This window comes from Rugamonas rivuli, from assembly GCF_009380165.1.
GTDB lineage: Bacteria > Pseudomonadota > Gammaproteobacteria > Burkholderiales > Burkholderiaceae_D > Rugamonas > Rugamonas rivuli.
On the sequence record NZ_WHUF01000003.1, the window covers coordinates 432,779 to 457,099 of the forward strand.

Sequence of the window (24,321 nt, forward strand, 5' to 3'; positions counted from 1 at the left end):
GTGTCACGGGGCATCCAGCCCCGTCAAGGAAAATTTGTCTTTGTGATAATTGGTGAGATTGCCGCAGCGTTCAGGTGACGGTGAACGCAGCCGGACCGGCCAGCACGCCGTAGCCGTCGTTGTACAGGCACCAGGCGCTGTAATTTCCTGGCGCCAGTTTGCTGGTGTCGAAGCTGGCGCTGCCGTTGGCGGCGGTAACGTATTGCCAGATGATGTAGCCGCCGCTGGCCGGTGCGGCACCGGCTTTCCAGATGCCGATCCAGTTGGTGCTGTTGACCTTGGACGCAGGCAGCGCATAGCTGAAGGCGATCGCCGTCCCCTGCTTGACGCTGGCGGCCGACGCGGCCAGTTGCGTCACGCTGAACGCCACCGGCCCGCCCAGCGTCACGTAGGCGTTCTGGTACAGATACCAGGCCGTGTAGTCGCCCACCGCCATGGCGCCGGTGCTGAAGGACGCGCTGCCGCGCGCATTCGGCGCGTAAGCCCACTGCACCGCACTGCCCTTGCCCGGCGAGCTGCCGGCCGCGAACAGGCCTATCCAGTTTTGCGCATTGAGCTTGCCGGGAGGCGCAGCATAGTTGAACACCGCCGCACCGCCGCGCGTGACGTTGGGCGTGCTGGTGCCCAGAAAAATCTTGACGCGGTTGGTGCCTATCATCGGATCGGGACGGCTCGGCAATCCCGTTTCCACATGGCCGGCCACGCGGCGCAGCCACTGCGCATCGGCGTCGCTGGTGACGCTGAGGTCGTACCAGCCGTAGCTGCCCGCCAGATTAAACGGCACCGACAAGGTCTGGCCTGCCGCCACGCGATACGTGGCGGTGCCGGCGCCGTAGGCATTGTCGCTAACGGTGAAGCCGCAGGCCTGCTGGCCGTCCAGGTTCGACAGCACCAGGCTGATGTTGCCGCTGCCGCGCTCGTAGCGCACCTGCACTTCCGGCCGCGCACCGCCGGCCGTGGCCGCGGCGAACGCGCCCTTGTACTGGCGCAGGAAACCATTGGCGCCGTGCACGCTGAGGTCGTAGGCGCTGCCGGTCCAGTTCCACACCTCGTTGTCGATTTCCTTGCCCGCCTCGACCGTGTAGTACCACGGCCCATCGGCCCGCAGGCTGGAGTAGACGATGAAGGCCGCGCCCACCTGGCCGCTGTTGGCGAAGCTCAGCGCGAACTGCCCGGCGCCGGCCAGCTTGCCCTGCACCGACAGTTCATACGGCAAGGCGCAGGCGACACGCGGACCCGGCACGCTGGTGCCGGGCTCCTGCCTCGGCATGGCCTGCACGGTCGGCGGCATCGGGTACGGCTTGCCGGAGACCAGCTGGTAGGCCGCCGTCTTCGGCACGCTGTCCGGCCACACACTGTTGGGCGTGCTGAAGTCGAAGGCCGACGTCAGGTCGCCGCACACGGCGCGGCGCCACGGCGAGATCAGATCGCACTGGACGCTGGCGCGAGCCTTGCCGCGCACCACCAGCCACTCTTCCAGGAAGCGCAGCTTGGACGTGTGGTCGAACAGCTGCGAGCACACGCGCCCGCCTTTGCTCCACGGCGAGATCACCAGCATCGGCACGCGCGGCCCCAGGCCCACCGGCACGCCCTGATACGTTTCGTGCGTGCCGATATCGGCCAGCGTGGTCTTGCCCATGCCAGCGTTGAGCGGCGCCAGGTCCGACGGCACGTGGTCGAAGAAACCGTCGTTTTCATCGTACATCAACAGGAACACGGTCTTGGACCAGACCTCGGGATTGGCCACCAGCGCGGCCAGCAGGCGCGCGGTGATGTGCTCGCCGGCGTTGGGCGAGTTCGGCGCATGCTCGGTGTAATCGTTCGGCGAACTGATCCACGACACCTGCGGCAAGCGGTTGTTGCGCACATCGTCGGCGAAGGATTCGACCAGCCAGTCGCCCTTGGTGCCGCTGGCGTTGCCCGCGTTAGAACCGGGCGCCAGCACGCGGCCCTTGCGATACAAGGGCGCGTCGCTGCTCAGACGGCTGCCGTCGGCGTTGACGCGGAAGTTCTTGAAGTAGGCCAGGTAGTTGTCGCCGTAGTTGTCCCATTCCTGGTAGACCTTCCAGCTGACCTGGTTCGCCTCCAGCACCTCGGCATAGGTGCGCCAGTTGGGCGCGCCTGCGGTGACGCTGGCGGAAATGTTGTCCAGCGCGGGATCGCCGTTGTAGTAGCCGGCCGCGTTGATGTTGTACAGACTGCCCATGGCGCCCATCCAGCCCTGGTTGCTGCCGGTGAGCGAGTACAGCCGGTTCGGATCGGTGGCGCCGAACACCGAGCAGTGATAAGCGTCGCAAATCGTGAACGCATCCGCCAACGCGTAGTAGAACGGCAGGTCGCCACGGTCGAAATAGCCCATGGTCTGCGGCGTCTTCTGCTTGACCCACGCGTCCCAGCCCTGCCACGTGGTTTGCGAGCCCTTCCACGAGTGGTTGGTGCCGACCGACAGCGCGCTGGTGTTCTTGGCGTCGAAGTGGAACGGTAGCACGTAGCCGCCGCTGCCGTCCGGCTGATACCAGACCGGATGGCCATCGGGCAGGTCGATCGCGCGCGGATCGTCGAAACCGCGCACGCCGGCCAGCGTGCCGAAGTAATGGTCGAAGGAACGGTTCTCCTGCATGAAGATGACCACGTGCTCGACGTCCGCCAGGGTGCCGGTGGCGTTATTCGCGGGCACCGCCAGCGCTTGCCGGATCAGGTCCGGGAACATCGAGCTGGCGGTGACGCCGGCACCGGCGGCGTAGCGGAGGAATTTGCGGCGGGTGATGGTCATCGCTGGTCTCTCTGATGTGCGGAATCAAAGATCATAACGAGTAAGTATGACAACGTTGTTGCAGCTCACGGATAAAACATCACGATCCTGCGAAATTCGTCGATATCCCCTTCCCGCCTCAAGAACTGAAAAATCGTTTCACATCGCGAAATTCTGCACAATAACCGACTGCCCGATCTACCTCACTTTTTGAAAATTCGTTTTACATAGTGGAATTCAACATCTAAACCATTGAAATACAAAGACTAAATTTAAGTTATATGTCTTATATAAGACCTTGATGCAGTGCACCAGAATGGCCTACTATTTAGTCATGCAGTTTGCTTCGACAAGACGTAGCGGCGCACTCAAGATTTTCTCAAACTTGCTTTATTCTTTAGGAGATACACATGTCCCAATATCAAGACGACATCAAGGCAGTTGCTGGTTTGAAAGAGCAACAAGGCAGCGCCTGGAACGCCATCAATCCTGAGTCCGCCGCCCGCATGCGCGCCCAGAACAAGTTCAAGACCGGTCTGGACATCGCCAAGTACACCGCCAAGATCATGCGCGCCGACATGGCCGCCTACGACGCCGATCCATCCAAGTACACCCAGTCGCTGGGCTGCTGGCACGGTTTCATCGGTCAACAGAAGATGATCTCGATTAAGAAGCACTTCAACAGCACCGACCGCCGCTACCTCTACCTGTCGGGCTGGATGGTTGCCGCGCTGCGCTCCGAGTTCGGCCCGCTGCCTGACCAGTCGATGCACGAGAAAACCGCCGTCTCGGCGCTGATCAAAGAGCTGTACACCTTCCTGCGCCAGGCCGACGCCCGCGAACTGGGCGGCCTGTTCCGCCAGCTGGACGCCGCAGAAGGCCCGGCCAAAGCCGCCATCCAGTCGCAGATCGACAACCACGTCACCCACGTCGTGCCTATCATCGCCGACATCGACGCCGGTTTCGGCAACGCCGAAGCGACCTACCTGCTGGCCAAGCAGTTCATCGAAGCAGGCGCCTGCTGCATCCAGGTTGAGAACCAGGTGTCGGACGAGAAGCAATGCGGCCACCAGGATGGCAAAGTCACCGTGCCGCACGAAGACTTCCTCGCCAAGATCCGCGCCATCCGCTACGCCTTCCTGGAACTGGGCGTGGACGACGGCATCATCGTTGCCCGCACCGACTCGCTGGGCGCCGGCCTGACCAAGCAGATCGCCGTCACCAACGAACCGGGCGACCTGGGCGACCAATACAACTCCTTCCTCGATTGCGAAGAAGTGTCGGCCGACGCGCTGGGCAATGGCGACGTCATCATCAAACGCGAAGGCAAGCTGCTGCGTCCTAAGCGCCTGCCAAGCAACCTGTTCCAGTTCCGCGCCGGCACCGGCGAAGCGCGCTGCGTACTCGACAGCATCACCTCGCTGCAGAACGGCGCCGACCTGCTGTGGATCGAAACCGAAAAACCGCATATCGCCCAGATCGGCGGCATGGTCAGCGAAATCCGCAAAGTGATCCCGAACGCCAAGCTGGTGTACAACAACAGCCCATCGTTCAACTGGACGCTGAACTTCCGCCAGCAGGTGTACGACGCGATGAAGGCAGAAGGCAAGGACGTATCGGCCTACGAGCGCACCCAGCTGATGAGCGTTGAATACGACACGACCGAACTGGCGATCGCCGCCGACGAGAAGATCCGCACCTTCCAGGCTGACGCAGCCCGCGAAGCCGGCATCTTCCACCACCTGATCACGCTGCCGACCTACCACACCGCCGCGCTGTCGACCGACAACCTGGCCAAGGAATACTTCGGCGACCAAGGCATGCTGGGTTATGTGGCAGGCGTGCAGCGCAAGGAAATCCGTCAAGGCATCGCCTGCGTCAAGCACCAGAACATGTCCGGCTCGGACATCGGCGACGACCACAAGGATTACTTCAGCGGCGAAGCGGCACTGAAGGCCGCTGGTAAAGACAACACGATGAACCAGTTCTAAGATTTAGTCTCAGAAAAAAAGCTCGCCTCGGCGAGCTTTTTTTTCGACCGTGTCCCACCGTCAGAACGCGCTCTTGATAACGCCACCGTCCACACGCAGCGCAGCGCCGGTAGTCGCCGACGCGAGCGGGCTTGCCACGTAGGCCACCAGCGAAGCCACCTCCTGCGGCGTGCCGAAGCGCTTGATCAAGGAAGTCGGCCGCACGTGATCGAAGAACTCCGCCTCGACCTGCTCGAAACTCTTGTCGCTAGCTCGCGCCATGTCTGCGACGAAGTCGCCCACACCACGCGATTTCGTCGGGCCGGGCAGTACGCTGTTGACCGTGATGCCGGTCCCAGCGACCGATTCCGCCAGTCCGCGCGATACCGCGAGCTGCGCGGTCTTGGTCATGCCGTAGTGGATCATCTCGGTTGGGATCTGCACCGCGCTTTCGCTGGAGATGAAGATGATTCGTCCCCAGTTGGCCCGCTTCATCTCCGGCAGCACCAGACGCGCAAGACGCACGCCGCTCAGCACATTGACGTCAAAGAAGCGCATCCAATCTTCGTCGGGAATATCTTCGAAAGCCTTGGGTTCGAAGATGCCAAGGTTGTTGACCAGGATGTTGATGCCTGGATGAAGCCGAACCACCTCCGTCGCCGCCTCGGGACGGCTGAGGTCCGCGACATAGCCGTGGACGGTGCCATGCGTCTCCGAGCGGATGCGATCCACCGCCTCATCAACCCCGGCCTGCGTCCTGCCATTGACGATAACGCTCGCGCCCTCCTGGGCCAGCGTATGCGCTATCGCGTAGCCGATGCCGGCCGTGCTGCCACTTACCAAAGCTAATTTGCCACTGAGTTGCAAGTCCATATCGATCTCCTTAGGGTAGGCTCAAGTTGGTGCTCGTCGTATCGGCTACCACTTCAGTGTATCAAGAAGCCTCCCGCGCATCCTCTCCCATTTAGCCCAGCTCGAAGGTCGTGATGCCGTACTGCCTGTCCATGCTGAGCTCAGGCGCTTCCCGCGTGTACATGCGCGCCGTCTCAAAGCAGCGTTGCATCTGATGGCGTTCGGCAAGCGCAACGGCCGCTGGATTCAGTTCAGGCACATCGAGAAACACCGGCTGCTCCGGCGTCAGCTTGCCCAGCACGCTCGCGAACAACTGCTCCGCCACCGCAGGCGTATCGGCAAACAGAGGACCGACTTTGTAGCCGGTGCGACACGGCCGCGCCACCACGTATCCAGTCAGTCCCTCGGCGCCCGCAACGCCGAGCGCGACATGCTGTTCCTGCCGCACCCAGCGTTGAAGAAAGCGGGCGCGCTCCTCCGGGAAGTAGCGGCGATCATAACGGTAGATTTCCACATCGCTCAGCGCGGACAGAGGTACGGTTGCGTGCGCGTCCGCCGAGTGTCCGCCGCCTCGTCCCTCATATCGAAAATTGCGATGTGCAAGATGGAATCCCGACTTCGCATAGTTGGCTTGTTGCGCCAGCACGCCGTCGAGTCCGATGTTACGGCCGGAGAGGCGCTGCATCGCGGCCTGCCACAGCGCCCAGCCATAACCGCGACCGCGCCAGGCGGGCTTGACGATGTAGCCACCGATGAAGCCGAAGCTGGCGCCATACCTGACCGCAAAAATACTCGCGACCGGTTCGCCGTCCAACACGCCGATCAGAAAACCTTCGGGGTCGGCGGCGTAAAAACAGGCGGCATCACGCAGGCCGGGATTCCAGCCTTCGTCGGCAGCCCATTCCAGCGCGAGGCCGAGCTCAACCTCGCTCATGTGTCGAATTTCCAGCGGTGGTGCAACCATGATTTCCTCCTGGTCGTAACACGCCTCGATTACTTTTTACTGACCTGGCGTGCCGTGTCGTGATACTGCCAAAGCACATTGACGATCTTCCACTCGCTGCGCTGGTTCTTGTACAAGTGCATATAGTCGATCCACTCGTCGGCGGTCAGCTTGACGGTCGCCACGCGCTGGTCGACATCGAGGATCTTGATATCCACGCGTGGCTGAGCGGGGAATTTCGTGCCGTCCTTGTTGTAGGTCTTGGCTACCTTGACCATGGCGTCGAAGTCGGTGTTCATGATGAACTCCGAGCCATCGGCCGCCTGCCAGTACGTGCGCTTGGCAAGCTTGGGATCGATGCCGCGCTCCATGCGCGCCGGATCGGCCTTGTGCTGCGACTCGATATAGTCGCGCACTGCGCGTTCGATCAACTGGTTATCGGTGGCATCGACTGCATGTACAGCCAGCGGCGACAGGGCGAACAAAAGAAGCATCAAAGAGCGTTTCATTGGCAACCTTATCTAGTAGATAACGCACACATGAAAACACAAATCCCGGCCTCAGGCAACGTGAACCGGGCCATTGCTTCGATCTTGAGCATTCACAAATCGCGACCGTTCATCCAATCAATAATTGATCCCTCACGTAAGCCATAGCTCTCCATCTCATGGCACCGCCCGGGAGGCTCAAAATGAAACGTCACACCATTACTCTGGGAGCGTCAACAACCGCCGGCGGCAAGGTGATCTCGGCCAGCAGCAACGGGAGCATCAACGGCGTTACTATCGCTCTCGAAAGTGATTCGATCTTTTGCCCCGTCTGCAAATCGCAAGGAAAGATCCTATGTGTTGGGCCTCGAATCCCGGAGACGTGGAACGGCAAACAGGTCGCGCTGGAAAAAGATCTTTGCCTGTGCGGCTGCGCGCCCTCTCCCCGACTGATCGCCAACCAAACTTTGCGCTGCCAAGTAATAGAAGAAACTGGCATTCACAAGAGCCAACCATCACCCATGCCCTCATCGCCTCAGTCATCTACATCGGCCGGTGCATCTGGCGACAGCGGCTATGACCTTGAGTTCGTGGTCACTGATGAAAAAACCGGCTCACCAATACCTGACTGGCCCTACACGATTGAACTTGCGACCGGCCGTCTTCTGGAAGGCAGAACTGACCAAGCCGGTAAGACTTCCAAAATTGCAGCCCCTTACGCCGAGCATGCCATCTTGCGAGTTTATACGCCTGAACCGGCACCGATCAATCCGACATGGGATCACTGAGATGACATCGAAGAAGGCTGCCAAAACGCACGCAGCAAAGCTCACGCCGGTATCCGACACCAAGCCTGAAGAGGTTAAAATCGACGACTCGGCCAGACTGCGGGAGATACGCGCGCTTGTGGATGCAAACAATCAATCCTCTATAAGCAGCGACCTTATCATTTGCCAGATCTACATGGAGTCGCGATTTGATAAGGACGCCCATGCACAAGGCAGCTCAGCGCGAGGATTAATGCAATTGTTGAGAGCGCCCGTGCGCGAACTAGCTCGCCTGAACAACTTAGCGAAACCGAAAAAAGAGCGCAGGCCGGAAGCCGAACTGTATCGCGAAGCGGATGCCTTTCATGACAGTCCTGAATTTGTAGAAGAAGGGACAAATATTCGAACTGGTACCGCGTATCTGCAAGCGCTCATCAACAAAAATACTGCGGCAGGCTCCGACGCCGCGGTCTCCGATGCCTACAAAGACTATCGGGGCGTCAGGAATGGCCTCTACTACAAAAAGATCAAAGCAGCGGCGGAGAAGCTGGCGACAAGTCCCGACTCCACGCAGATATTGAGGGACATGGTTAAATGAAACTAGCCACCAGCTTACTTTTCTTATTGACGGCTTCAACTTCACATGCGGCCGAGTTGGTCAAGTCCTGCGATATTGGAACTCGCCTGGCAATCACCAGGGACTCAAGGATCGCGGACACGCATGTCTACTACCTACAGGAAGGCAAGAAGCGCAGCCCAGTGTTCGGCACTCCCGACCAGTCAAGAGGCTCAGCTGTTCACGCCGCGTGCGTCGGTAAGAAAGTCCGAGCATTGGTCGTCTCCGGCGAATTCACCGCAAATGCGCTGCAAGGTTTTGTGATCACACATCGTCCTGGATCAGCTACGCCAGAGCGACTGGACTTTGCCGAAAAGAGTCGCCCGCAGTGGCTATACTTGAGTCCCCACGAGGTCATCGCGGTAATCCCAACATTGGGGTATGGAGAGACTAACGCGAAGTATGTGGCGTATCACCACATTGTTGGAGAGCCTGGTGCAGATCGCGTGGATGCGACAAACCAACTCCCTCCATCAGGGGGATTTGAAGTCGTCAATATGCGGAGTTCCATGGACTAGCGATATCTCCATCGAAAGCATGGGAGGAGCAAGAGAGGTCGGCAGCATGTGGGCAAGTACGCCCCATACACATGCCTGCTGGGCAGAAGAAGCTTGAAATTCGACACTCCCATTGTAGTCTCGCTTCGGCGAACCCAGTCCCTTCGACCGACTACTCAAACTTAACGAGCTCAAGCTCTTCAAGCCGGATAGCCATGGCAGTTGGTGAAACCTTAAACTGATTGGCTAGCGAAACGACCTGTTTCCCGTTAAAGCGCTCCGCAGTAGCCAAGACTCTGCATAAATCTCGTCGATTCTTTATCTTGCGTCGTTCAACTGCACCAGCGACACCCCACATAGCAAACGCAGTCGATTCAGAAAGGACAAATTGATCAGTCACGAATATTTTCAAAAACCTTTCCGCCACTAACCTGGTTGGCATCAAGTAACTCGACGCAAACCGGTCAGCCTCTCGCTCCATTGGGGCGCGCGAAACTACAGTGCCGTTCATGGGTCTGTCTCGATGCGCCTCTGTGAGCTGAGGGTGCAGAATAATATGACCAAGCTCGTGAGCGGAAGTGAACAAGCGAACGTCCGACTTCATCTGCATGGACACGCTGACAGTACCTTTAACTGCCTCTAGCATACCAGCCACTTCGAACGTTCCAGAAGGAGAAGGGAATGTACCAAGCGTCTCCTCAAACTCGAGTCCATAGCCCAATAATCGCAATGCAACCTCCGGACTTAGGAGCTCAACCGAGTCAGTAGGAACTTGATTATCCGGCCAGAGAACATCACGAGTTTTCCAGACGAGTTTCCGCAACTCAGTCGCACGCTCTTCAATCTCGCCATCGCTGTAGCTCTGCTTTGCACGCGACATCAGATCTGTGATTGCAGATGCATGTTCGTCTTCTTCAACTGCGTCGACATCTTCAGAACGAAGTGCCTTCACTCGCAAGAGCATAGCCTGATACTTACCCATCGCTGTACGCTGCAATTGATCGCATTCACTACGTCGCTGGCGAGCCCAATAGTTACGCTTGAAAGGAATTAAGTTCAAATTAATTACGAAGACGGAAGAGAGTACTCCTGCGACAGAAGCACTGAGAGCAACACCAGTATCGCCACGAGCAGCCTGGAAGCCAACCTCAAAAATACGGTCGGAGATATCAATTAATTTTAGGCAGGCCTCGGCGATTTCAAACGGAATTGCGGTCGCAAGTTTTTGTTGGCTCAGCGACACCGATTGAAGCCTTTCGCTTTCCCGCTCATCTATTGCACTGTCCCTGGCTACTCGTGCCTTATAGACAGCATCAAATGCTTCTACATCGCGCTGGAATAAGTCACGAAGGCCAGGTATTAAGACATTGCGAATGGTAGAGCAGCTGGCCTCAATTTCTGCGTGGTGAGCTCGGTACTTGGGCTTGCCAATGGTCAACTGCCCGACGGTATAGACTAGGTTCGCAGCTAACAGGCCAATAAGCGCAGCCGCACTCCCCGAACCCGGAGCGTGGCCGCCACCGCCAAATTCGTTCAAAAGGTCATTTGCTGACAGCTTAAGGAAATCTTTCATGATTGCTCACTCAACTCGACATTAAGCCCTGATGAGGACCACCGAACACGCCACTGCGCCCACAACAAGTTGTAGGGTGCCAATCACAAAGCGCACAGACACATATTTACTGACCTCAGGCTAACCGGCCAGGGATTTGTTGTCAATCAAGTTATATTTCCCGAAAGTTCGAAGGCCAGATACGCCAACTTGCAGTCGAATATAGGCAGCATTTTGCGCAGCTCATGGGCGTCTAGCTAACTACACATCAGATGGGGCAGTGCTCTGATAGTCCGCTACCTACCAAAAGCAGCTCACGGCAATCATCAGGCAACGCCACATGAATTCTTCATTTGCAATCGGCCGGTCCCTGTCAGTTCAGCCGCAGTTCCGGTATCATTCGGCATGAATACGATTTCCTTCCAACCGTTTATTATTGGCGTCGCAGGCGGTAGCGGCAGTGGCAAGTCCACCGTGTCCCAGAAAGTGCTGGCTGCGTTTGGCGCTGACATGGTCTCGGTCGTGATGCAAGACGATTACTACTGCGACCAAACCCATCTCGCCCCAGAAGTCCGCCCCCAGCAGAATTACGACCATCCGCAGGCGTTCGAATGGTCGCTACTTGTGCAGCATATCCAGGCCTTGCGCAATGGCCAGGCGATCGAAATGCCTGAGTACGACTTCACGATCCACAACCGCTCCAACCGGACCATTCCAGTTAAGCCAGCCCCGGTGATCGTGATCGAAGGCCTGTTTGCCCTGTATGACGCGGACCTGTGCGACATGATGTCGCTGAAGATCTATGTCGACACCGCTTCCGACATCCGCTTCATCCGCCGTATGCAACGGGATATTACCGAACGCGGCCGTTCGGTGGAAAGCGTCGTCGATCAGTATCTGGAAACCGTACGCCCGATGCACAAGCAGTTCATCGAGCCAACCAAGCGCAATGCCGATATCATTATTCCGCATGGCGCCAATGGTCCGGCAGTCGACATGATTACGACCAAGGTGGCGAGCGTTATCGAGCAGTTGAAGCCATAACAGCCTCAATGGGCCGTCAAGCGGCTCAATCATCAGCGGAGCAGGCGGCGGTCTGCATGACGTGCTTCGTCACCTGTTCCAACAAGTCTTTCAACTGCTCCACCTTGGAGCGCGCGCCCTCCACCTCGCTGGCGGCCTCCCCCGGCGCAAGTCGCTCCAGATCCTCGCACACATCGGCCATGCGGAAAGCGCCGACACTACGCGCCGCCGATTTGATGCGGTGCCCCAGGTCGCGCACCGCCTGCACCTCGCCACGCGCCAGTGCAGCGTCCATGTCGCGCACACCCTCCTGCGAACTGAGCAGGAATTTATAGGCAAACTTGCGCAGCTTCTGCGGGTCGTGGCCAAGCAGCGTGGCCAGCACCGATAAGTCCATCACCGCCGGGTCGCCGACTATGCCGGACTGGATGGCTGGCTCCAGCGGCTGCGGCCGCCGCGCTTCTCCCGGCGACACGCGCGGAGGCAGCCAATTGGCGACGGTCTGGTACATCAGCGCCGGATGGACAGGCTTCGAAATGAAATCGTTCATGCCGGCAGCGATGCAGCGCATCCGGGCTTCGGTGGTGGCGGTGGCCGTCATCGCCAACACCGGTATATGGGTCAGCTGCGGATCGGCGCGGATGCGGCGGGTCGCTTCCAGCCCATCCATGAGCGGCATTTGCAAGTCCATCAAAACGCAGTCGAAATCGCTCCGGCGCAGCAGCTCCAGCGCGTCCACGCCATTGTTGGCGAGGCAGACGGTGGCGCCCACCTCTTCCAGCATTTCCTGTGCAATTTGTTGGTTGAACAGATTGTCCTCGACCAGCAAAATGCGGGCCGCACTCAGCGCCGCCATCATGACCGACGTGTGGGCGCTGGCCAGCAGCTCGCCGGCAGCGTCGCCTATCTGGTTGATGAGCGTGGACATGGTCTTGTACGATACGCCGAGCTGGGCCGTGAACCAGAACGTGCTGCCGACCCCGGGCTGGCTTTCGACACCGACATCGCCTCCCATCAGCTGGGCCAGCTCCTTGCAGATTGCCAGGCCAAGGCCGGTGCCGCCGTATTCCCGCGTGGTCGAGGTGTCGGCCTGCTGGAACGAGATAAATAATTTAGCCATTTCCGCCGGGGTCAGGCCGATGCCCTGGTCGCTCACTTCGAAACGCACCAGGCAATCGTTGGCGTCGCCAAGCACCTTGCGCACGCGGATCTCTATCCTGCCCTGCTCGCTGAATTTGATGGCGTTGTTGGCGTAGTTGATGAGCACCTGTCCCAGCCGCAGCGGATCGCCCACCAGCACCGGCGGCAAGCCGGGGTCGAGGTCGAACACCAGTTCCAGGTTGCGGGTGGCCGCCTTCGGCGCTACAACCGTGGTCAGCGTTTGCACCACCTGGTCGAGCGAGAAATCGATGTGCTGGATATCCATCTTGCCAGCCTCGATCTTGGAAATGTCGAGTATGTCGTCGATGATGCCCAGCACGTGCTCACCGGCGAAGCGGATTTTTTCCAGGTAGTCGCGCTGGCGCGGGTCCAGCTCGGTCTTCAACGCCAGGTAGGCCATGCCGATGACGCAGTTCAGCGGCGTGCGGATTTCGTGGCTCATATTGGACAGGAACTGGCCTTTGGCTATGCTCGCCGCTTCGGCTTGCTGCTTGGCCTGCTGCAGTTCTTTGTTCTTGGCTTCCAGCTGTTCTTCGTAGTGCCGTTCGGAGGTCACGTCGTGGTAGATGGTGACGAAACCGCTAACCTTGCCGTCTATGCCATAGATCGGGCGGCCTATGATGTTGAGTAGTACGCCGTCCATCCGGGCGCGTGTGAAATTGTGGGGCTGGAACTTCAAGCAGAGTTCCACCCGGGCGGCTACCAGTTCTTCGATGTCGCCCGGCCCATAATCCCCGCGCAAGGCGATGTAACGGAATACGTCGGCCATGGTGACGCCTGGATGCATCACTTCGATCTGGAACCCTTGTAGTTGGCAAAAGGCGGGATTCCAGAACCTGATGGTCAGGTCGCAGTCTACGATGGTCACACCTACCGGCATGTATTCCAGTGCAGCTGCCAACCGGGGGAAATTTAACCTGATGAACTCGTCACTTTGAACTGTTAATTCCATAGGTCGATCATCCAGCAGTGCTAAACAAGATAGCTTCCCGGGATTCGGGGCCTTTTACCTGGCCCTTATCTAAAGGCCGGACATCTCACTTGCATCTTCGATCATCGCGACGGTCGCTTTGGGTCGGATTTGGACCGGGAGGAATCGCTTGTCCATCTTACTACGTAGGGCGTTTGTTGTCTGGGCGCTGCGCGCCGGCGCCTTCGGCGCGCTGCCGCGCTGCGGCAGCAATTGGACGATTCGGAGAGGGCTTCCCCGGCAGGGGAAGCCCTTCGAATCCCCCGCGCACGCCCCGCAGGGGGCGTGCTTCTCTCCGCCAAGGATGCAAAAACAAAAAGGCCACCCGAGGGTGGCCTTTTGTTTTTGTATCCTTGGCGGAGAGAGGGGGATTCGAACCCCCGATAGGCTATGAACCTATACACGCTTTCCAGGCGTGCGACTTCAACCACTCATCCACCTCTCCTGCATCACTTCTTCCCCTTTCGGAGAAGCCGCGAATTATAGCAAAGATTCCCAAGAGTACAAAGTTTATTTCCCTACCCTCAGGAAGCTTCCTTCAACTGCTCCAGAATCGCCGGATTCTCCAACGTGGACACATCCTGCGTAATCACTTCGCCCTTGGCCAATACCCGCAGCAAGCGCCGCATGATCTTGCCCGAACGCGTCTTCGGCAAATTATCCCCAAAACGAATCTCCTTCGGCTTGGCAATCGGTCCAATCTCCTTGGCCACCCAATTGCGCAACTCCAAGGCCAGCTTCTTGGCCTCTTCCCCAGTCGGCCGCGCCTGCTTGAGCACGACAAACGCACAGATCGATTCACCCGTCGTATCGTCCGGCTTGCCCACCACCGCAGCCTCGGCCACCAGCGGATTGGCCACCAGCGCCGATTCGATCTCCATCGTGCCCATGCGGTGGCCCGACACGTTCAGCACATCGTCAATCCGCCCGGTGATGGTGAAGTAACCCGTATCCTTGTTGCGAATCGCGCCATCGCCAGCCAGATACATCTTGCCGCCCAACTCCTCCGGGAAGTAGCTCGACTTGAATCGATCCGGGTTATTCCAGATCGTGCGTATCATCGAAGGCCAAGGACGCTTGACGACCAGGATACCGCCCTGCCCGTTCGGCACATCCACACCAGCCTCGTCCACGATGGCGGCCATGATGCCCGGCAGCGGCAAGGTGCACGAACCCGGCACCATCGGCGTCGCGCCCGGCAGCGGGGTGATCATGTGGCCGCCGGTCTCGGTCTGCCAGAAGGTGTCGACGATAGGACATTTCTCGCCGCCCACCTGCGTGTAGTACCACATCCACGCTTCCGGATTGATCGGCTCGCCCACCGTACCCAGCAAACGCAGCGACGTCAGGTCGTAATTTTTCGGATGCACTTTCGCATCCACATCCGACGCTTTGATCAGCGAGCGGATCGCGGTCGGCGCGGTGTAGAAGATGCTGACCTTGTGCTTGGCGATGGTGTCCCAGAAGCGGCCGGCGTTCGGGAAAGTCGGCACGCCTTCGAATACCACTTGCGTTGCGCCCACCGCCGTCGGGCCGTAGGCGATGTAGCTGTGGCCAGTCACCCAGCCGATGTCGGCCGTGCACCAGTAGACGTCGTCAGGCTTGATGTCGAAAGACCACTTCATCGTCAGCGCGGCCCACAACAGGTAGCCGCCGCTCGAATGCTGCACGCCCTTCGGCGTACCGGTCGAGCCCGACGTGTACAGGATGAACAGCGGATGCTCGGCATCCACCCACTCCGGTTCGCATTCGGCCGACTGGTTGGCGACCAGCTCGTGCAGCCACAGGTCGCGGCCTTCCTTGAAGTTGATGTTGCCGCCGGTACGCTTGTAGACGATCACGTCCTTGATGGTGTCGCAGCCGCCCAGCGCCAGCGCTTCGTCGACGATGGCTTTCAGCGGCAGCTGTTTGCCGCCGCGCAGTTGTTCATCGGCGGTGATGACGGCCACGGCGCCGGCGTCGATGATGCGCTCCTGCAGCGATTTGGCGGAGAAGCCGCCGAACACCACCGAGTGAGTGGCGCCGATGCGCGCGCATGCCTGCATGGCCGCGACGCCTTCCACCGACATCGACATGTAGATGATGACGCGGTCGCCCTTCTTGATGCCGCGCGATTTCAGGCCGTTGGCGAATTTGCAGACCTTCTCATGCAGTTCCTTGTAGCTGACATTGACGGACTTGCCGTCGTCGGCTTCGAAGATGATGGCGGTCTTGTTGGCGTTGCCGTTTTGCAGATTGCGGTCCAGGCAGTTGTACGAGACGTTCAGGTGGCCGTCTTCGAACCATTTGTAGAACGGTGCGTTGTCTTCGTTGAGGACTTTGGTGAACGGCTTTTGCCACACCAGGTTTTCCTTCGCCAGGCGCGACCAGAAGCCTTCGTAGTCGGCCGCCGCTTCGGCGCACAGGGCGTTGTAGGCGTCCATGCCGGCCACGGTGGCCTGGGCAACAAACGCCGCCGGGGGCGTAAAGACGCGGGATTCCTGTGGACCTTGTTGGGTAGTAGTGCTGCTCATGCGTGTCTCCAGAGGTTGTAATCGTTTGCTATAAACATAAACTTCGTCGCTTACTGAGCCCTTACAGATTGATAGTCCCCGGCGGAGGATGTAGCGCTCTATGTAATTTTACCAATATTTCATCAACCATACGTAGTAGCCAGTCGCTGCGATTGCTGGGCAGCACGTGTAAAATGTCGGCATTCCGTTAGTCTGCACCAATTCAAGGAGTTCCGCCCTAATGACCAAGCCACAACCGAAGCTGCGACCGCTACCCGCCTTTATCTTCATGACGCGATGGCTGCAGTTGCCGCTGTACCTGGGCTTGATCCTGGCACAGTGCGTCTACGTGTTCCATTTCTGGGTCGAGCTGAAAGACTTGATCGGCGCCGTGCTCGGCAACGAGGCCGCGCTGCAGCACATCTTCCAGGCCGTCGCCGTCCCAGGCGCCCCGCTGCCGGAAAAACTCAACGAAACCACCATCATGCTGGTCGTACTGGGCCTGATCGACGTGGTCATGATTTCCAACCTGCTGGTGATGGTGATCATCGGCGGCTACGAGACCTTTATCTCGCGCATGAATCTCGATGCCCACCCGGACCAGCCGGAATGGCTGTCGCACGTGAATGCTTCCGTGCTGAAGACCAAGCTGGCGATGGCCATCATCGGCATCTCGTCCATCCATTTGCTGAAAACCTTCATCAATGCCAGCGTCTACGATGAGAAGACGCTGATCGCCCAAACCGGCATCCACGTGGTCTTCCTGCTGTCGGCGCTGGCGATCTCGTACACCGACCGCATCACCACGCTGACCCACAACGAATCCCATTAATATCCCATTCACCACGCGAGAACATCATGACCATCATAAAGCAAGAAGACCTGATTGAATCCGTTGCCGCCGCGCTCCAGTACATCAGCTACTACCACCCTGCCGACTACATCCAGCACCTGGCGCGCGCCTACGAGACCGAGCAGAGCCCGGCCGCCAAGGACGCGATCGCGCAGATCCTGACCAACTCGCGCATGTGCGCGGAAGGCAAGCGTCCGATCTGCCAGGACACCGGCATCGTCAACGTCTTCCTGAAGATCGGCATGGGCGTGCGCTTTGAAGGCTTCTCCGGCACCGTCACCGACGCCGTCAACGAAGGCGTACGCCGCGCCTACAACTACGACGACAACAAGCTGCGCGCGTCCATCGTGGCCGACCCGCACTTCGACCGCAAGAACACCAAGGACAACACGCCGGCCGTGGTCCACATGGAACTGGTCGAAGGCAACACCGTCGACGTCAAGGTCGCTGCCAAGGGCGGCGGCTCGGAAAACAAATCCAAGATGGTCATGATGAATCCTTCCGATTCGCTGATCGACTGGGTACTGAAAACCGTGCCGACCATGGGCGCCGGCTGGTGCCCTCCAGGCATGCTGGGCATCGGCATCGGCGGCACCGCCGAGAAGGCGATGCTGATGGCCAAGGAAGTGCTGATGAAAGACATCGACATGTACGAACTCAAGCAGCGCGGCCCGCAGAACAAGCTGGAAGAGCTGCGCATCGAACTGTGCGACCGCATCAATGCGCTGGGCATCGGCGCGCAAGGCCTGGGCGGCCTCACCACCGTGCTGGACGTGAAGATCATGACCTATCCGACCCACGCCGCATCGAAGCCGGTCGCGATGATCCCGAACTGCGCCGCCACCCGCCACGGCCACTTCGTGCTGGACGGTTCTGGTCCTGCCTACATGACCCCGCCTCCGCTGTCGACCTGGCCTGACGTCAGCTGGGCGCCGGATACCGAAAAATCCAAGCGCGTCGACCTGAACACGCTGACCAAGGAAGAAGTCGCTTCGTGGAAGCCGGGCCAGACCCTGCTGCTGAACGGCAAAATGCTGACCGGCCGCGACGCCGCGCACAAGCGCATCCAGGACATGCTGGCCAAGGGCGAAGAATTGCCGGTGGACTTCAAGAACCGCGTGATCTACTACGTCGGCCCGGTCGATCCGGTGCGTGACGAAGTCGTAGGCCCAGCCGGCCCGACCACCGCCACCCGCATGGACAAGTTCACCGACATGATGCTGGAAAAAACCGGCCTGATCGCGATGATCGGCAAGGCCGAGCGCGGCCCTGTCGCCATCGAGTCGATCCAGAAGCACAAGTCGGCCTACCTGATGGCGGTCGGCGGCTCGGCCTACCTGGTGTCGAAGGCGATCAAGGGCGCCAAGGTGCTGGGCTTTGCCGACATGGGCATGGAAGCGATCTACGAGTTCGACGTGGTGGACATGCCTGTCACCGTGGCGGTCGATGCCGCCGGTACTTCGGTGCACGAAACCGGTCCGAAGGAATGGAAGGCCAAGATCGAACAGCTGAACGTTCCGGTCCTTACCGCCTGATGATCAGCGCCCGCACTCCCGGTGCTCCTATCGGCGTCTACGATTCCGGCGTGGGCGGGCTGTCGGTGCTGCGCCACATCCGCGCGCAGCTGCCGGCTGAGGACTTGATCTACTTCGCCGATTCGGGCCATGCGCCCTACGGCGAAAAGACCGAGCAGTATGTGGTGGACCGCGCGCTGCTGGTCGCCGCCTTCCTGCTGGAGCGCGGCATCAAGGCGCTGGTGGTGGCATGCAATACCGCGACCGTGGCCGCCATCAAGGCGGTGCGGGCGCGCTATCCCGATCTGCCGGTGGTCGGCGTCGAGCCCGGCCTGAAGCCGGCCGCCGCCGCCACCCGCAGCGGCAAGGTCGGCGTGCTGGCGACGGCGCGCACGCTCAAGGGTGAAAAATTCCTGCAACTGCGCGAGCAGATCAGCGCCGCAACTAAGGCCGAATTCCTGCTGCAACCCTGCATCGGCCTGGTCGACCAGATCGAACTGGGCGACCTTGAAACGCCGGCCATCGCGGCCCTGCTGGAGCAATACGTGGCGCCGCTGCTGGACCAGGGCGCGGACACGCTGGTGCTGGGCTGCACCCACTACCCCTTCGTCCAGACGGGCATAGAACGGGTGCTGCGCGCGCATGGCCATCAGGACGTGACCCTGATCGATACCGGCGACGCCGTGGCGCGGCAACTGGGGCGTCTGCTGGACGGTGCCGGCCTGCTGCACCCCGCACCCGAGGCGGGCCAGCCGTCCGCCTCCCTGCACGGCTACACAACGGCGGACGTCGGCGCGCTGGCGCCGGCCTTCGCCAACCTGCTGGGCTTGCATCCAAAGGTTGAAAAGGTTGTCGTTTGAACAAATTGGGATTTTTTGAAGAATCTTTGCATTTAGATTTGCAGGATTCAAAACTGGCTTGTATAATTCGGCACCTGTCTACGAAACAGTAGACAAAGTGAAGTAAATCAGTGGTGGCTGTAGCTCAGTTGGTAGAGTCCAGGATTGTGATTCCTGTTGTCGTGGGTTCGAGCCCCATCAGCCACCCCACTCTTCTTCACGGAAATCTAGCCGCTTATGCGGCTTTTTTTTCGTCCCGCGATATCCGCGCACCTCAGTGCAGCCGGAAAAACCGCCGTATGCTCTCCAGGTAGGTGGCCTGCTGCACTTGCTCAGGCTCGGCATGGTCGGTGCGGATGGCGCTCAACACCTGGTTGCGGTCGCTAAGCACATGGGCGAATTCGTCGGCCAGCTCCGGACGCTCGTGCAGGATGATTTCAAAGTTCTCCTTGTCCAGCCGATAGCACAGCGCATCGGTCCTGGCGGTGACGGTGGCGCCGCGCGGCGCTCCGGTCAGCAGGCCGATCTCGCCGAACACGTCGCCGGCCTTGAGCGTGGCGCAATGGATGCGCTCCTGCCCTTCGGCTTCGAACCACACGTCGGCCTCGCCGCCGGCCAGCAGATACAGCCAATGCGCCACCGCGCCCTGCCGGGTGATGGTGTCGCCCTTGACGAAGGGCGTGTTGCGCAGTGCCCTGGCCAGCTTGGACAGCTCCTCTTCGGTCAGGCCGGAAAACAGCGCGACCTTGGCCAGCGCCTTCTTGCGCACGTCCATTTCCGCCGACAGCCGGGCGCTCGAACGCCGCTCCGAGTCCGCGTTCAGGCGGATGTCCATGCAGGGATGGGCCAGCGACAAGCTCTGCCGCTGCAAGGCGCTGTAGAAATGGATGCGCACGGCGGAATCGGTGCCGTCGTCGTGGGCCGGATTGGTCAGCCAGTAGCGCACCGCATACTGGATCAAGCCTTCGTGGTAATCGGTGACGATGCATTCGGGCGGCCGCGCCGACGAGATGTGCTCGATATGGGTCTGGCGCAGCGCCGTCTGGACGGTGGCGATCACTTGCTGCGGCGGCACCCCATCCTCGATCCAGAATTTCACCCAGCGCCGGAATTCCGGCTTGCTCTCGCGGCTGTACACATGCACTTTCGATTTCATCAGCACGCTGTTGGGAATGACGATCAGGTCGCCGTTGTTGGTACTCACGGCCGTATGGCGCCAATGCACTTCCACCACCTTGCCGCGCACGTCGTCGATCTTGATCCAGTCGCCGATGCGCACCGAGTTGTCGAGCTGCAGCGCGAGTCCGCCCAGGATATTGCCCAGCGTTTCCTGCATCGAGAAGGCGACCACGCCGGTGATGACCGCCGAGGTGGTCACCAGTCCGCTCAGGTCCAGGCCGGCCACGCGCAGCCACACCAGGCCCCAGACCACGTAGGTGATCACCAGCAGGATGTCTTCCATGATGCGCGGCGGGTGCATGCGCAGGGCCGGCAGCAGCACGCGGAACGCGGTCAGGCCGAGGATGCGTATCAGCAGCAGGCCGAAGCCCAGCATGGAGGCGCTTTCGAGCAGGCCGGCGGCCTGGCGCTGGTCCATATCGAGCATGAACTTGCTGGAGAGGCTGAGCAGCAGGCACAAGCCGCCGAACAGCAGGTTGTGGCGGAACATGTGCTGGCTGTCCGGATCGGAGCGGGTCAGCAGCAGCTGTATCACGCTGCAGAAGAGGACGGCGGCAACCAGACCGGCGTGCCATGGATTGATCCACGGGCCATCTATCGTCAGCATCCTGGCTCCTTATCCGTTGCTACCTTGCATGTATTGTGAACTGATCCCCAACCATGCGCAACGTGATAATCAGGCCGGGCCGGCGGCCGCGCGGGCGGCGCGCATTTTGGCGACCACGTGGTTGAGCGTATCCATCACCGCCCCCGGCGTGAAGGGCTTGACGATATAGCCCTTGGCGCCGTTGCGCAGCGATTGCTCCACCGTGCTGCGGTCGGCGCTGGCCGTCACCATCAGCACGGCCGCCTGCGGCTGCTTCTGGCCTATCCATTCCAGCAGGCTCAGCCCGTCGCCGTCCGGCATCACTACGTCCAGGCAAACGATGTCCGCCTTTTGCGAACGCAGCCGCAGCTTGGCCGATTCGGCCGTCCCGGCATCGCCCACCACGTCGAATTGTTCGCCCTGTATGATGACGCGCAACAAGCCGCGCGTCATTTCATTGTCGTCGATGATAAACACCCGCAGCCGCTGCTGAGACGCCATGCCTTCCTCCGATCGGGGACCATTACCGCTTCAATATAGCGCAGTTTGCACACCGCACCACCCGTTACAAAATTTTCGCGCAGCTGTTGCCTAATGGAACTAGATTGGCGCTACAATGACCGACGTTGCATCCGCATGCAAAGCCCGTCCAACCCCACGAAGAATACATCCAGCCATGTCCCAAGAGAGAACACCCCTGCACGAAGTCAGCACCTACAGCAAGGACACGCCGGTCGGTTGTCCCGACATCAACGGCCGCGCCGCCGTGTTCGTGCCGACCGCGCTGTTCGACGTGAACAGCTCCACCACCATCCGCAAAGGCGCCGGCATCGTCGGCTACGGCAACCCGGACGGTTCGCTGACCATCTACTTCGAAGCCAACCGCTTCGACGAAAGCAGCCTGCACAAGTGGGAAAACAAGGCCCGCAAAGCCTACGACCGCATGGTGGCCGGCGCCCCCACCGTCTCCAAGGCCAAGATGGACCCGAAAATGGTCGAGCAGATCGGCTACATCGACGGTTCCGGCATCCAGCTCAAGCAGCCGGAAAGCCTGCAGCACTGGCTGGAAGTCTCGAACGCCACCGACACCGCCCCGGCCGACGCCATCATCGTCTGGAAAACCAAGTAAACATTGGCAAAAAGATAGAGACGGGCGTTTGTCCTACAAATCGTCGGACGTTCGGCTGATGCCCGTCCGACATCTCCTGGGCTATTCTGAGGGCATCGGAAGTCCCACATCACCCAGGAGTTTGTCATGGCACGCTATCTCCATATCGCCTTCGGCGCGTTGCTGCTCAGTCTGGCTGGCGCATCGACCTATGTGCTGTGCTCGGAAAACGTCCTGCAAGACCAAACCACCTCGCTCTACCAGTTGCGCTGAGCGCTGAGTTCCCCTCACTCGCGCAGTCCCAGCATATTCACCAAACGGTTCAGATCGCCCTCCTCCCGGATAATCTCGGCCATCAGCTCGGGCAGCGGCATGCGCCCCCAGTTGACGGCGCGGCGCAGCAGGTAGGGCGTCGGGCTGTGCGGCTCCACCAGGCTTAAGTAATCGGCGATCGCCCCCAGCGCCGCGTAGGCTTCGTCGCGGTTCTTCCAGCCGGACAGGGCCACCGGCGGCGGCGCCAGCCCGGCCGCCATGCCGCTCACTTCCTCGCCGTCCAGCGGCGCTTCGGGCATAGTCATTTCTTCTTCCTTAGGCTCGGGCGCCAGCTGGTGCAGCACGCGCTCCACCGCCACCAGCGTTCCCTTCAGTTTAGACAGATTCGGCGCCTGCCCGCCCAGCTGCAGGTCGACAAAGGCCAGCATGGTTTCCAGGCAGTTCAGGCAGCGCTGCACCACCTGCAGGCGGTTGGCCAGCTCGCGCCCGAGGCGCTGCTGGGCGTAAGCGATCACTTCGATGCGGGTCAGCGGCGCCTCGCCGTCGACGTGCGGCTCGCCCGGCTGGCCGGCCAGCTCGCGCGCCGTCATGCGCTCCCAGTCGGACAGGCTCTGCGCCGGCGGCTTGCGGCCCTGGATTTTCAGCAGCGGCATCTGCACCCGCACCGTCGCCGCGAACGATCCGTTGAGCCATTCCAGCGGCGCGATGCGGGCATCGGCGTCGCCGTCCTGTATCGCCGGATGCAGCGGTTCCCAGAATTGCCGCAGCAAGCCATCCACCAGGCTCAGGCCGCGGTACAGGCCGTCGACGCCATGCTGCATCGTCCATGCCTCCAGCAGCCAGACGGCGATCTGCAAATCCTTGGAGCGGCTGGCCAGCATGGCCTTGCAGCGGTTTTCGATCAGCGCCCAGTCGGCCTTCTTCAGCGGCCGCTCCCACTGCCCCATCGGCAGGCTGGGATCGTCCTCCTCGCGCGCCAGCCGGATCTCGGTGAAGATCGGGTCGTAGCGCAAGGCCGGCCCGCAGGGCTGCTGTTCGGACAGCGGCAGCAGCAACAGTTCCAGTTCCTCCTGGTGCTCCAGGCTCATCAGGGAAAGCGGTATGGGCAGGCTCGGTGCGTTCATAGGTGCGGTCGGGGTAGCAAAACTGGGTGGTCGGTCGTCGGAAATCAGCAGGCGCGCTTTGTCGACCAGGTTGCGCAAATTGCTTTTGATGGTCGCCATACGCCGTTCCGCCTAAGGTAGCATCTTGCCGAGTTCACGCGCAAAAAACTTGGCCGCCAACGGCGAGGTCAGCTTGTGCAAGTCCACCACCGTGGCGCCGGCCGGCACATAGATCTTTTCCGACAGCGCGTGCAGCCGGCCGGTATCGAAGCCCTCGTCGACCTGGTGCATGGCGATCACCACGTGGTCGGAACCGTTGTCCAGCAGCGCCTGGAAGGGATTGGGGCCGGCGTAGTGCGAAGGCCAGCCGTCGTCTATGCACGGATGCAAGTTGTAAAAGCCCAGCCGCGGCAGCTCGAACAAGCGGGCGTCGAAGCGCTGGCCGAAGGTGGCGGTGATGCACAGGTCCGGCCGCCACTGCTGCTCGTACAGATGGTAGAACTCGTCGGTCTTGACGCGGCCCTTGTACGGCGCCAGCCCGTGCGACAGCGCCAGCCGCTCCACCATCACTTCCTCGGCCGGGGTGTGCGGATAGCCCCAGACCCGGCGCGCGCGGCTGACATGGTCCGAGCCGACATCGTCGGTGGCCACGCCGACCACGCGCACGCGCTGCGCCAGCGGCCCCTTGAGCAACTCGCTCAGCACATGAAAGCCGCGATGGAAGCTGCCGAACACGGCAACGCGCGTGAGAGGGGGCAAGGATGACATGACAAAACCTCGTTC

The 24,321-nt window shown here is 60.4% G+C and carries 21 protein-coding genes and 2 tRNA genes; 11 read left to right on the plus strand and 12 right to left on the minus strand.

What is annotated here, in order from left to right:
- Positions 1–70 precede the first annotated feature (70 nt).
- A complete protein-coding gene (locus GEV01_RS12415) occupies positions 71–2,773 on the minus strand; it encodes a phosphocholine-specific phospholipase C (RefSeq protein ID WP_152804686.1) in 2,703 nt (900 codons plus the stop codon).
- A gap of 389 nt (positions 2,774–3,162) precedes the next feature.
- Between GEV01_RS12415 and GEV01_RS12420 the strand changes: the two genes are divergently transcribed.
- A complete protein-coding gene (locus tag GEV01_RS12420) occupies positions 3,163–4,743 on the plus strand; it encodes an isocitrate lyase (RefSeq protein WP_152804688.1) in 1,581 nt (526 codons plus the stop codon).
- Positions 4,744–4,803: 60 nt separating this feature from the next.
- Here GEV01_RS12420 and GEV01_RS12425 read toward each other — a convergent pair whose 3' ends face one another.
- The 3 genes from GEV01_RS12425 to GEV01_RS12435 form a co-directional block, all read right to left on the minus strand.
- Positions 4,804–5,595: an SDR family NAD(P)-dependent oxidoreductase gene (locus GEV01_RS12425; protein WP_008445839.1), complete on the minus strand. Its 792-nt coding sequence runs from the start codon at positions 5,593–5,595 to the stop codon at positions 4,804–4,806.
- A 91-nt stretch (positions 5,596–5,686) separates the two neighbouring features.
- On the minus strand, positions 5,687–6,538 hold the full coding sequence (locus GEV01_RS12430; protein WP_152804691.1) for a GNAT family N-acetyltransferase: 852 nt from the start codon (positions 6,536–6,538) through the stop codon (positions 5,687–5,689).
- Between the two features lie 29 nt (positions 6,539–6,567).
- Positions 6,568–7,011, minus strand: coding sequence for a nuclear transport factor 2 family protein (locus GEV01_RS12435; RefSeq protein WP_235914342.1), 444 nt, complete (start codon positions 7,009–7,011; stop codon positions 6,568–6,570).
- 197 nt (positions 7,012–7,208) lie between these two features.
- On the opposite strand from GEV01_RS12435, the gene GEV01_RS12440 reads away from it, so the two are divergent.
- Genes GEV01_RS12440 through GEV01_RS12450 form a run of 3 tightly spaced genes read left to right on the plus strand, consistent with a single transcriptional unit; the run spans position 7,209 to position 8,906 of the window.
- Positions 7,209–7,793, plus strand: coding sequence for a PAAR domain-containing protein (locus GEV01_RS12440; RefSeq protein WP_152804695.1), 585 nt, complete (start codon positions 7,209–7,211; stop codon positions 7,791–7,793).
- A gap of 1 nt (position 7,794) precedes the next feature.
- Positions 7,795–8,370, plus strand: coding sequence for a transglycosylase SLT domain-containing protein (locus GEV01_RS12445; RefSeq protein ID WP_152804697.1), 576 nt, complete (start codon positions 7,795–7,797; stop codon positions 8,368–8,370).
- Positions 8,367–8,906 carry a hypothetical protein gene (locus GEV01_RS12450; RefSeq protein ID WP_152804699.1) on the plus strand — a complete coding sequence of 180 codons (540 nt, stop codon included), beginning with the start codon at positions 8,367–8,369 and terminating at the stop codon, positions 8,904–8,906. The genes GEV01_RS12445 and GEV01_RS12450 overlap by 4 nt, the downstream gene beginning before the upstream one ends.
- Positions 8,907–9,057: 151 nt before the next feature.
- Here the strand turns inward: GEV01_RS12450 and GEV01_RS12455 are convergent, their stop codons facing one another.
- Entirely contained in the window at positions 9,058–10,458 is a 1,401-nt protein-coding gene (locus GEV01_RS12455) for a cyclodeaminase/cyclohydrolase family protein (protein WP_152804701.1), read from the minus strand.
- A 384-nt stretch (positions 10,459–10,842) separates the two neighbouring features.
- Between GEV01_RS12455 and udk the strand changes: the two genes are divergently transcribed.
- Positions 10,843–11,481 (plus strand): uridine kinase, encoded by a 639-nt coding sequence (udk, locus tag GEV01_RS12460; RefSeq protein ID WP_152804703.1) that lies wholly within the window; start codon positions 10,843–10,845, stop codon positions 11,479–11,481.
- A 25-nt stretch (positions 11,482–11,506) separates the two neighbouring features.
- On the opposite strand, the gene GEV01_RS12465 is transcribed toward udk, so the two are convergent.
- The 3 genes from GEV01_RS12465 to acs all read right to left on the minus strand — a co-directional run bounded on the left by GEV01_RS12465 (position 11,507) and on the right by acs (position 16,104).
- Positions 11,507–13,573, minus strand: coding sequence for a response regulator (locus tag GEV01_RS12465; RefSeq protein WP_152804705.1), 2,067 nt, complete (start codon positions 13,571–13,573; stop codon positions 11,507–11,509).
- A gap of 372 nt (positions 13,574–13,945) precedes the next feature.
- Positions 13,946–14,036, minus strand: a tRNA-Ser gene (locus tag GEV01_RS12470).
- Between the two features lie 79 nt (positions 14,037–14,115).
- Positions 14,116–16,104 (minus strand): acetate--CoA ligase, encoded by a 1,989-nt coding sequence (acs, locus tag GEV01_RS12475; RefSeq protein ID WP_152804708.1) that lies wholly within the window; start codon positions 16,102–16,104, stop codon positions 14,116–14,118.
- A 220-nt stretch (positions 16,105–16,324) separates the two neighbouring features.
- On the opposite strand from acs, the gene GEV01_RS12480 reads away from it, so the two are divergent.
- The 4 genes from GEV01_RS12480 (at position 16,325) to GEV01_RS12495 (ending at position 19,499) form a co-directional block, all read left to right on the plus strand.
- Positions 16,325–16,915: a YqhA family protein gene (locus GEV01_RS12480; RefSeq protein ID WP_152804710.1), complete on the plus strand. Its 591-nt coding sequence runs from the start codon at positions 16,325–16,327 to the stop codon at positions 16,913–16,915.
- Positions 16,916–16,941: 26 nt separating this feature from the next.
- Positions 16,942–18,471: a fumarate hydratase gene (locus GEV01_RS12485; RefSeq protein WP_152804712.1), complete on the plus strand. Its 1,530-nt coding sequence runs from the start codon at positions 16,942–16,944 to the stop codon at positions 18,469–18,471.
- A complete protein-coding gene (gene murI / locus GEV01_RS12490) occupies positions 18,471–19,310 on the plus strand; it encodes a glutamate racemase (protein WP_152804714.1) in 840 nt (279 codons plus the stop codon). The genes GEV01_RS12485 and murI overlap by 1 nt, the downstream gene beginning before the upstream one ends.
- A 113-nt stretch (positions 19,311–19,423) precedes the next feature.
- Positions 19,424–19,499, plus strand: a tRNA-His gene (locus tag GEV01_RS12495).
- A gap of 64 nt (positions 19,500–19,563) precedes the next feature.
- On the opposite strand, the gene GEV01_RS12500 is transcribed toward GEV01_RS12495, so the two are convergent.
- Positions 19,564–21,075, minus strand: a complete 1,512-nt coding sequence (locus tag GEV01_RS12500) for a mechanosensitive ion channel family protein (protein WP_152804716.1) — start codon at positions 21,073–21,075, stop codon at positions 19,564–19,566.
- A gap of 69 nt (positions 21,076–21,144) precedes the next feature.
- On the minus strand, positions 21,145–21,555 hold the full coding sequence (locus GEV01_RS12505) for a response regulator (protein WP_152804718.1): 411 nt from the start codon (positions 21,553–21,555) through the stop codon (positions 21,145–21,147).
- 175 nt (positions 21,556–21,730) lie between these two features.
- Here GEV01_RS12505 and GEV01_RS12510 point away from each other — a divergent pair, with 175 nt between their 5' ends.
- Both GEV01_RS12510 and GEV01_RS31325 read left to right on the plus strand, forming a co-directional pair.
- Positions 21,731–22,183, plus strand: coding sequence for a hypothetical protein (locus tag GEV01_RS12510; protein WP_070267459.1), 453 nt, complete (start codon positions 21,731–21,733; stop codon positions 22,181–22,183).
- 126 nt (positions 22,184–22,309) lie between these two features.
- Positions 22,310–22,435: a hypothetical protein gene (locus tag GEV01_RS31325; protein ID WP_008445802.1), complete on the plus strand. Its 126-nt coding sequence runs from the start codon at positions 22,310–22,312 to the stop codon at positions 22,433–22,435.
- A gap of 14 nt (positions 22,436–22,449) precedes the next feature.
- Here the strand turns inward: GEV01_RS31325 and tssA are convergent, their stop codons facing one another.
- Together tssA and GEV01_RS12520 are read right to left on the minus strand one after the other, a co-directional pair.
- Entirely contained in the window at positions 22,450–23,658 is a 1,209-nt protein-coding gene (gene tssA / locus GEV01_RS12515; RefSeq protein WP_152804720.1) for a type VI secretion system protein TssA, read from the minus strand.
- A gap of 12 nt (positions 23,659–23,670) precedes the next feature.
- On the minus strand, positions 23,671–24,306 hold the full coding sequence (locus GEV01_RS12520) for a formyltransferase family protein (protein WP_152804722.1): 636 nt from the start codon (positions 24,304–24,306) through the stop codon (positions 23,671–23,673).
- Between the last annotated feature and the right edge of the window lie 15 nt (positions 24,307–24,321).